This is a genomic window from Rothia nasimurium (assembly GCF_049068285.1).
In the GTDB taxonomy this organism is placed as follows: Bacteria; Actinomycetota; Actinomycetes; order Actinomycetales; family Micrococcaceae; genus Rothia; species Rothia nasimurium_I.
In genome coordinates, this window is sequence record NZ_JBLKPV010000008.1 from 129049 (window position 1) to 138940 (window position 9892).

A 9892-nucleotide genomic window follows, 5' to 3' on the forward strand; every position below is an offset into this window, starting at 1 on the left:
TTCATTGTCCCTGGTCGCAGGGACTCCCGTGGCGCCCGCTAAGGTGAGATGATAGAAGCTCACCGTTTTCTTCACCACCGAGGGAGCCGCCTTGTCTGAGAGCCAGTCTGAGTTCGTCCGCACACCGCCGCACGACGACACCGCCGAACAGTCGGTACTGGGCGGCATGATGCTGTCTAAGGACGCCATTGCCGACGTCGTTGAGGTCATCGGTGGTGGCGCTGACTTCTACAAGCCCGCCCACGAGATGATTTATGAGGCCATTATTCACCTTTACGGGCACGGTGAACCGGCGGACGCTATTACCGTGGCTGATGAGCTGACCAAGCGCGGCGAACTGAACCGCGTGGGCGGGGCAGCCTACCTGCACTCGCTGATTGCGGCCGTCCCCACCGCCGCTAACGCCGGTTTCTACGCTGAGATTGTGGCTGAACGCGCCATGCTGCGCCGCCTGGTGGAGGCTGGCACCAAGATTGTGCAGCTGGGTTATTCGGGCGACGGTGAGGCCGAGGCCCTAGTCAACGCCGCCCAGGCTGAGATTTACGGGGTTTCTGCCAATAATACGAAAGAAGATTACGTCCCCCTCTCTGAGGCCATGAACAGCACGGTTGAGGAGATCGAGGCTAACGGCTCGCGCGACGGCGGTATTCACGGCGTGCCCACCGGCTTCATTGAGTTCGACGAGCTGACCGCTGGCCTGCAGGCTGGCCAGATGATCGTGATTGCGGCGCGTCCGGCGATGGGTAAGGCGCTTGCTCTTGATACCCCCATTCCTACCCCCACGGGCTGGACCACTATGGGTGATATTCGTGTGGGCGACACCGTTCTGGGCGCGGACGGGCACCCCACGACTGTCACGAACGCTACTGACGTGATGACCGGGCGTCCCTGCTTCAAGGTCGTTTTTGATGATGGTACTGAAATCATTGCGGATGCCGAGCACCAGTGGCTGACTGAAACCCGTGCGTCCCGTCGGGCCCGTTCGTCTGTTCTGGCGGGTTCAGGTGGTGGGCGTGTGCGGACGTCCGTGGGCGCGCAGGTGCGCACCACCGCTGAGATTCGTGAGACGGTTCGCTGCGCGACGGCTGACCGTCGGGCTAATCATTCTATTGCTAATGCCCGCCCGCTTCAGTTGCCTGAATCTGATCTGCTGGTTGCCCCCTACACCCTGGGAATCTGGTTGGGTGATGGTGCGTCTGCTGCAGCTCGTGTATCTACCGCAGATGACGAAGTTCTCCACGGTATTGAAGCTGATGGCTACACGGTTCGTCAGGTAAAAGGCATTACCTATTCGGTGCATCTACCAGCTGATACCCGTGAGTTTACGAGCGTCTGTCTCGTCTGCGGTAAGGCATTTATTCATTCTGATCGTAATGTCACTACATGCTCTCGGGAATGTGGTGGTAAGCGAAAGACTGTTGCTACTCCCCATGCGCCTGCAACATGTATTGATTGCGGTGGGGTTTGCACGTCAGGTCTTCGTTGCCTGTCATGCCATCGGGCTAACGGTAGCCTTCAGGGGCAGTTGCGCACGCTGGGTGTTTTGAACAATAAGCATATTCCTATGCAGTATTTGCGGGCTTCTGAGGCGCAGCGTCGAGCCTTGCTGGCGGGGTTGCTTGATAGCGATGGTACCGTCACGAACGCTGGGTGTATTCAGTTCACGGTGACGAACCGCCAGTTGGCACTTGATACCCAGGAGCTTGCGCTTTCTTTGGGGTACCGCACGGGTATGGCAACAAAAAAGGTCAAGGGCAGTAGCGAGGTTACATCGACGGCCTACAAGCTGACCTTCTCTTCTTCTGATTCTGTGTTTGCTTTGTCGCGTAAGGAGCAGATGCACCGGGAGCGCGATTCTCGTCCGACCGCTAAGCGTAGTTCTCGCTACATTGTTGCTGTGGAGCCTGTTGATTCTGTTCCAGTGCGCTGTATTGAGGTGGATAATGAGCAGCATCTTTTCTTGGCTTCGCGTTCTTTTGTTCCCACTCATAATTCGACGTTTGCCCTAGACATCGCCAGGTCTGCTGCCATTAAGCACGGTATGACCACGGTGTTTTTCTCCCTGGAAATGGGCCGTAACGAGATTGCGACGAAGATTTTGTCGGCTGAGGCTGGCATTAATCTGTCTGATTTGCGCAAGGGCAAGCTGGACGACGACCAGTGGGCCAAGATTGCGACGGCCATGGGCAAGATGGATTCGGCTCCGCTTTTTATTGATGATTCGCCCAATATGACCCTGATGGAGATTCGCGCTAAGGCCCGCCGCCTGAAGCAGAAGAATAATCTGAAGCTGATTGTGCTGGACTACCTGCAGCTGATGAGTTCGGGTAAGAAGGTTGAGTCGCGTCAGCAGGAAGTTTCGGAGTTCTCGCGTGCCCTGAAATTGATGGCTAAGGAGCTTGAGGTTCCCCTGATTGCCCTCTCGCAGCTAAACCGTGGCTCTGAGCAGCGCACCGATAAGAAGCCTCAGATTTCGGATCTTCGCGAGTCGGGTTGTTTGACAGCTGATACTCGTGTGCTTCGCTCTGATACGGGAGCTGAAACAACGATGGGTGAGCTTTTTGAGCAGGGCGCTCAGGACGTCCCGGTGTGGTCCCTGGGGGACGATATGCGTTTCGTGGAGCGGCACCTGACCCACGTCTTTTCTACGGGCGTGAAGCCGGTGTATCGTTTGACGCTGGCTTCGGGTAAGACCCTGCGTGCTACCGCTAACCATCCTTTCTTTACCTACACGGGTTGGAAGGGCTTGGGTGAGCTTGCGGTGGGTGATCGCTTGGGCGTGCCCCGCCATGTCAATGGCCCCTCCGCTCGGACGCACTGGAGCGACGAGCAGGTCATTCTGCTAGCCCATATGATCGGGGACGGGTCTGCGTTAGCTCGACAGCCAATTCGTTATGCATCTATCGATGAAAAGAACCTTTCTATAGTTGCTGAATCTGCGTACAAGCAGTTCGGAATTGAAAGCGTCAGGGACAGCCACGAAGCAGCGCGTTGCACTTCTTTGCGACTGCGTTCGCCGGAGAAGCTAACCCACGGTAAGCGGAACCCGCTCGCTGCTTGGCTTGATGATTTAGGTTTGTTTGATAAGCGCTCGTGGGAGAAGTTTATTCCTGCCCCGGTGTTTGCCCTGCCCAAACGGCAGATTGCTCTCTTTATCAAGCATCTATGGGCAACTGACGGCTCTGTTACCGTAAATAAGAACGGGCGTTCAGGGCGTATCTATTACGCTTCGACATCCCGTGTCATGCTGGATCAGCTGTCTCTTCTGCTCCTGCGGTTTGGTATTAACTCTCGTGTTCGAGGTACCACCATTAAGGGGGAGTACCGTCAGGGGTACAGTCTTGATATTTCGGGACGTGATGAGCAGCTCCGCTTCTTACGCGAAATCTCTGTTTATGGAGAGCGTGCTAAAAACTGCGACAACCTGCTTCAAGTGATTACTGCTGAGGGAGTTCGCTCTAACACTAACGTTGATACGGCTCCTGTTCAGGTGTGGGACGATGTTAAGAAGATCCTGTCTGATAAGGGAATGAGTCACCGTGAGTTCCAAGCTGCGATGGGTTCGAAGTATTGCGGTTCGTCCTACTACAAGAGCGCCCCGTCCCGCTCTCGTTTAGCTAAGGTAGCCAGCGTCCTTGATGCTGCTGAGCTCGACATGCTTGCGGTCAATGACCTTTTCTGGGATACCGTTACGTCTATTGAGTACGAGGGGGAAGAAGAGGTCTTTGACGCCACTGTGCTAGGGAACCACAACTTCATCGCCAACGGCATCACTGTTCATAATTCGATTGAACAGGACGCTGACATGGTCATTCTCTTGCATCGTGAGGATTACTACGAGAAGGAGTCGACCCGCGCAGGCGAGGCGGACGTCATTGTTGCTAAGCACCGTAACGGCCCCACGAAGACGATTGCGGTGGCTTTCCAGGGCCATTATTCGCGTTTTGCCAATATGGTGCATGATTCCTATACGGGTACTGAAACCTTCTAGTGAGGTGGGGGCGGACGCGCTCGCGGTCAGGCGGGCGTGTCCGTCTTGGGTATGGGGCACTACGCTGAGGGCTTGGTCTCTTGTGCTGGCTTGCTCTTGTCTTGGGGTGTAGGTGCTGGCTGTTCTGCCATCTTGTTGCCACCCTGGGGTCTTATACCCTTTGGACCATAACCAGCTCACCTCCCCGTCTTTTGGACCGTGTTCTACCCATTTCCTAGCCCTTTGGACCGCAATCAGCTCACCTCCCCGTCCTTTGGACTACCTTCTGCTCAAAAACGGCCCCTAAAACAGTCATTTTTGAGCAGAATCTGGTCTAAATTTCTAACAGGTGAGCTCAACCTGGTCCCAAAGGTGTCCTGCCGCCCCCACTTGTGATTTCAACCTGGTCCAAATTCGCCCGGTTTAGATTTCACTTGCCTTCTCCCGAGACTTTGGACCGCCCCTGGCTTAATCCAGAGAGGTTTGGACCATGTTCAGCTCAATCGTGGGCCTAGAATAGGCCTTTTATGAGCAGAATTTGGTCCAAATCCTTCAGGGGTGTGCTTAGGACGGTCCAAACCCGCGCCCACCTGCGCCCAGCATGGTCCACCCCCCGCCCCTTCTATCCCGCTCTCACACCTCACCCCCGCCCGCCTGGCCCAGCACGGTCCAAACCCCCGTCATAGTCCAATACCTATCCACAAGGACACCCTCATGAACTTCCCTGCCATCCACGAAACTTTCACCGCCGCTTCCAACCCCGAGATAGCCGTCCCTATGGCCGCATATATGCGCGATCAGTTTCCCTTCCTTGGGATCAAAACCCCGCAGCGCCGGGAGCTGCTCAAACCTTTTCTGGCGGAGGCCCGTGTTGAGGCCAAGGTGCAGGGCATTGACCGTGCATTTGTGGACGCCTGCTGGGCAGCCCCTGAGCGCGAGTTTCAGTACGTCGCCCTCGACTACCTGCACACCCTGCGCCGTTACCTGGAACCTGAAGACATCGACTGGCTTCGCGACCTCATTGAAGAGAAGAGCTGGTGGGACACCATCGACCGTCTTGACACTATGGTCGGTGAGATCCTTTGGCGCAACCCTAATGACGCTCTTATTCTCGACTGGGCGCAGGACGCTAACATGTGGGTGCGCCGCGTTGCTATCGACCACCAGCGCCCCCGCAAGGCTGACACCAATACCGCTTTGCTGGAAGAAATCATTACCCTCAATTTTGGTTCGAGGGAGTTCTTCATTAATAAGGCTATCGGCTGGTCTTTGCGTGAGTATTCCAAGACCAATCCCGCCTGGGTCGCCGATTTCATTTCTCGGCACGGGGCCCGTATGGCGCCTCTGAGTGTGCGTGAGGGGTCGAAGCGTCTGGGGTAGGTGGGCTGGTTGCTTGGCCCGTCCTGCTGGTCTTGTGGTGGTCCAAATTCGCCCTGTTTAGATTTCACCTGCCTCCTCCCGAGATTTTGGACCGTCTCTGACTCAATCCAGAGAGGTTTGGACCGTGTTCAGCTCAATTTTGGGTCTAAAACGGGCCTTTTATGAGCAGGCTCTGGTCCAAATCTTTTAGGGGTGGGCTTAGGACGGTCCAAACCCGCCCCCGCTTGCGCCCAGGACGGTCCAAACCCGCGCCCGCCCCGTCCCCCTTAACTTCGCATGCGCCTAGGACGGTCCAAACCTGCTTGCGTCCTCCCGTCCTTTGCACTTTGGACCATTCCCTGCTCAACTTGTGGCGCTTTGGACCGCCTCTGACTCAATCCAAAAAGGTTTGGACCGTGTTCAGCTCAATTTTGGGTCTAAAACGGGCCTTTTATGAGCAGAATCTGGTCCAAATCCTCCATCGGTGCGCCCAGCACGGTCCAAACCCTCGCCCGCCTCCATCCCCCGCCCCTGCGCCCGCCCACCCCGCCCGCCTCCACCCCCTCACCCCGCCCCTCACCCCCCCGCCCCTCACCCCCGCCCCCCGGACGTCCGGGAGGGGGGTAGAGCTAGCTCTACCTGGCAGGTGGGGTAAGAGTAGAGGTCGCCCCACTGTGCGTTGCCGTCTGCCACGGAAGAATAGAAGTATGACTACTACTGATCGCACTTTGTTTGACGCGGCCCCTGTTCCTTCGGTGGAGCAGCCTGGGCCTTTTGATAACCGTGAGAGTTCCCCGCAGCCGAAGAACTTGTGGCGCCGTATGGCCAACCCCCTCTATATTTTTACTGCCGGCCCTTGGATTGCTTTTGCGGTGTTGGTAGCCCAGGGTGTTGTCGCGTCCCTGGTGTCCGGTTTAGCTGCCTCCTTAATTGGGCTTCTGGTTCTACCTTTTGCCGCGATCGGCTTTGGTGTTTTTGAACGCTGGCGCCTAGCCAAGACCGGCCACGGCATCGTCGCTAACGGCCATGTGGATTACCCTAATGCCAGTTTCTGGGAGGGTGCTCTTTTCAAGTTGAAAGAGATTGCGACCTGGCGGGAGTTTGGTTCGATGATCTTGACGACTGTGTGGGGCTGGGCTGCTGGCGTTGTGGTTGGCTTCCAGCTTTTGGTTCTGTTTTGTTTGGGCGCCTTGAGTTTTTATTTGGGTGCTGGTCATCGTTTGTATGCGGATTGGCAGCACCTGTCCCTCTACTCCCAGGGGGAGCTGGATTATTACATTAACCAGGGTCTTCTTCCTGCAAGCGGCCAGATTTTTGAGGTCACCCCCCAGTACTGGTGGGTTTTCCTGGTAGCTATCCCCGTGCTGCTCATTATCTTCGCTTACGTCAACGGTCTGCTGGCTGCCACCGGTGGCAGCCTCTCCAAGCTCATTCTTTCTCCTCGCCCTGAGGAGCAGGAGCGTCAGCTGGCTCGTCTGACCGCCTCCCGCGCCACCATTGTTGACGCTTTCGAGGGGGAGCGCCGCCGGATTGAGCGCAATCTGCACGACGGCGTCCAGCAGGAACTGGTCAACCTCAACCTGCGCCTTGGCCTGGCTGAGATGGAGGCTAAGAACCTGGTGGCTGATACCCAGGACGCCCGCGCGGCAGCTTTGCTGAACCACGTCACCGAGGCTCGCACCCAGCTCTCCCACGCCCAGCAGACCCTGCGTGACACCGTCCGCGGTATTTACCCGGCAGTGCTCGAAGACCACGGCCTCAAGGCTGCCCTGGAAGAGCTGGTGCGCCATAGCGTCCTGCCGGTTCACCTGAGCTATAACGCCCCTGCCCGCCTGCCCCGCGACCTTGAGCGCACCGCCTATTACACGGTCAATGAGGCTATGACGAATACCCTCAAACACGCCCAGGCCCAGTTTGTCTCACTTTCTGCTTTCGTGGCGGGGGAGTCCCTGGTGGTTACGGTAGAAGATAACGGTATTGGTGGCGCTGATCCCGCCCGCGGCACCGGACTCGCCGGTCTGGTTGAACGCGCCGCCGCCCTGGGTGGCACGGTGCAGGTGGATTCCCCGGCTGGTGGCCCCACCCGCCTGACCTTGGCCCTGCCCCTACCCAAGGGGTCAGCCACCCTGTAGCGTTTCACATGAAACATTTTTCACGAGAGGTGCCCTATGCGTATTATCCTTGCCGAAGATTCTGCCCTGTTGCGTCAGGGTTTGACGATGGTGTTGGGTGCGCTGGGGCACTCTGTGCTTGCTGAGGTTGAGGACGCTCCTTCCCTGCTTACCGCCGTTGAGGCGGCTATGGCGGGGGAGGGGGTCGACGCCGTCATCACTGATGTGCGCATGCCTCCTACTCACACTTCCGATGGCCTGAAGGCTGCCCTGCAGCTGCGCGAGACCTACCCGGGGCTGCCGATCGTGGTGCTCTCCCAGTACATCACCACCGCCTACGCCCGCGAGCTTTTCGCCCGCTCCGCCGCTGGGCTGGGCTACCTCCTTAAAGACAGGGTGGGGGACGTCGAAGAATTCGCCCGCGCTCTCGACACTGTGGTGGCCGGCGGCACCGTCATTGATCCGGACGTCGTCCAGCACCTGCTCGGCGGCACCTCAAGCAGCGGGCAGGCTGCCGGGCAGGTTCCTGGCACTCCGGCAGGTACTTCCGGTGCGGACGTCCCCGCCCCCTCTTCCTTCCCCGGGGCTGGGGGTGCCGGGGGTGCGTCCGCCCCTTACAGTGCCTATGCGGCAGCCCACCCTACTGAGGGTAAGCTGGCCCGGCTGTCCCCGCGCGAACTAGAGATTCTGCGGCTCATGGCCCAGGGGCGGTCCAATGCAGAAATCGAAGCTGAACTCTTTATCTCCTCGGCCACCGTCGCTAAGCACGTGGGCAATATCTTCGACAAGCTCGACCTGCCCGCCGATACCGGCAATCGCCGCGTCCGCGCGGTCCTGGCCTTCCTAGAGGGGTAGTTGCCCATACTAAGGGTGTAGCAGGCTCGCAGCGAAGCTGCTGGCTCGGATGAAGTGAGTGAGTGCGAGCGCGCGAGCACACAAGAGCGAATGGAATCCGCCGTCAGGCGGGGCGTGAATCGCTTGTGAGCGTCAGCGAACCAGCGAGAGGGTCGGCAGCGAGTGCGAGCCTGCTACACCTTTCTTTGTTCTACTTCTGAATCATGGCCTGCGCCAGTATCTCAAGGCCGCGGTGGGCTTGTTCCGTGCTGGGGGAGAGGTTGGAGATCATGAGTTCATCGGCCTGCACTGAATGAGCGAAGCGGGTGAGGTAGTCACCCACCTGCTCTGAGGTGCCTACGGCGGTGTAGCGGAGCATGTCCAGAATCTGCTGGCCCTGGGGTGAAGCGACCAGCATATCCAGTTCATCGTCGGTCAGGTCGCGGTCATCTAAACGCATCATGGACTTCACCCGCTGCCGGTGCGCAATCACCTGCTGGGCGCGGGCGTCTTCTTCTGTGTCGGCGGCGATTACGTTCGCTGCGGCAATCACATAGGGCTGCTCTAGTTGTTCTGAGGGGGTGAAGCGCTCGCGGTAGACCTTGATGGCCTGCTCCAGGTGGGTGGGGGCGAAGTGGGAGGCGAAGGCGTAGGGCAGGCCCAGGGCGCCGGCGAGCGACGCCCCAAAGAGGGAGGAGCCCAGAATATAGAGGGGCACATTGGTGCCCGCGCCGGGAGTGGCGTGCACGCCGGGGACACGGGTATCCCCGCTCAGGTAGCCTGCGAGCTCCTGGACGTCCTGGGGGAAGTTCTCGGCGTCCTGCGGGTCGCGGCGGAGGGCGGCGAGGGTTCGTAGGTCGGTGCCGGGTGCGCGGCCGAGGCCGAGGTCGATGCGGTTGGGGTACATCTCAGCCAGGGTGCCGAACTGCTCTGCCACAGTAAGGGGGGAGTGGTTGGGGAGCATGACACCCCCGGCTCCCAGGCGAATAGTTGAGGTCTGGGCGCCGATGTGCGCAATCAGTACCGCCGGGGCAGCTGAGGCGATGCGCTGCATGTTGTGGTGTTCTGCGTACCAGATGCGTTCGTAGCCTAGTTGTTCGGCAAGTTGTGCGAGGTGTACTGAGCGTTTGAAGGAGTCGGCAGGGCGTTCGCCGGGGAAGATGAGGGCAAAGTCGAGGAGTGAAAGTTTTGGCATGGGTTTTTCCTGGGTGTAGGGGTTTGTACGGTGGGTGTAACGGGTCCTTGGCGTCTCCTATTCCTGGGGTAAGGACGTGTGGGGCTGGCTGGGAAGGTTTTTTGAGTGGAGTAGGTCATAGATTCTGGCCATAGACTTCCCTCACAGGGTGGCTCTGACTAGGTAATATGATGCTTGGGGTGGGGGCGTTTGGGGTGGTTTGGGCTGTTTTTGACCAGGGTGGGGGCGTTTGGGGCGGTTTTTCGAGTTGCACGGTCGGGAAAACCTGCGTAAAGTATTACGAGTCGCCGCGGCGAGGGAAACCCCGCCACAACGACAAAACACCAAGTCACATAGCGATTCAAGCCTCAGGCAGGCGCCGGAAAACAACAGGTCACAAACCTTTGTTGGAGGGTCATAAACCAGCCAGAAGCAACTGTGAGG

Annotated in this window: 5 protein-coding genes; 4 read left to right on the forward strand and 1 reads right to left on the reverse strand. The window is 58.4% G+C overall.

All coding sequences use genetic code 11. The annotated features are described in order from the left end of the window. Positions 1 to 91: 91 nt before the first annotated feature. The 4 genes from ACMXX3_RS08585 to ACMXX3_RS08600 all read left to right on the forward strand — a co-directional run bounded on the left by ACMXX3_RS08585 (position 92) and on the right by ACMXX3_RS08600 (position 8295). A complete protein-coding gene (locus ACMXX3_RS08585; RefSeq protein WP_421084308.1) occupies positions 92 to 3991 on the forward strand; it encodes a replicative DNA helicase in 3900 nt (1299 codons plus the stop codon). Positions 3992 to 4684: 693 nt separating this feature from the next. After that, the gene (locus ACMXX3_RS08590; RefSeq protein ID WP_421084309.1) at positions 4685 to 5350 is read left to right on the forward strand and encodes a DNA alkylation repair protein; all 666 of its coding nucleotides are present in this window, start codon (positions 4685 to 4687) and stop codon (positions 5348 to 5350) included. Between the two features lie 686 nt (positions 5351 to 6036). Continuing rightward, on the forward strand, positions 6037 to 7461 hold the full coding sequence (locus tag ACMXX3_RS08595) for a histidine kinase (protein WP_421084310.1): 1425 nt from the start codon (positions 6037 to 6039) through the stop codon (positions 7459 to 7461). A gap of 36 nt (positions 7462 to 7497) precedes the next feature. Next, positions 7498 to 8295: a LuxR C-terminal-related transcriptional regulator gene (locus ACMXX3_RS08600; RefSeq protein ID WP_421084311.1), complete on the forward strand. Its 798-nt coding sequence runs from the start codon at positions 7498 to 7500 to the stop codon at positions 8293 to 8295. Between the two features lie 190 nt (positions 8296 to 8485). Here the strand turns inward: ACMXX3_RS08600 and ACMXX3_RS08605 are convergent, their stop codons facing one another. Then, the gene (locus ACMXX3_RS08605) at positions 8486 to 9469 is read right to left on the reverse strand and encodes an LLM class flavin-dependent oxidoreductase (protein ID WP_421084312.1); all 984 of its coding nucleotides are present in this window, start codon (positions 9467 to 9469) and stop codon (positions 8486 to 8488) included. Positions 9470 to 9892: the final 423 nt, after the last annotated feature.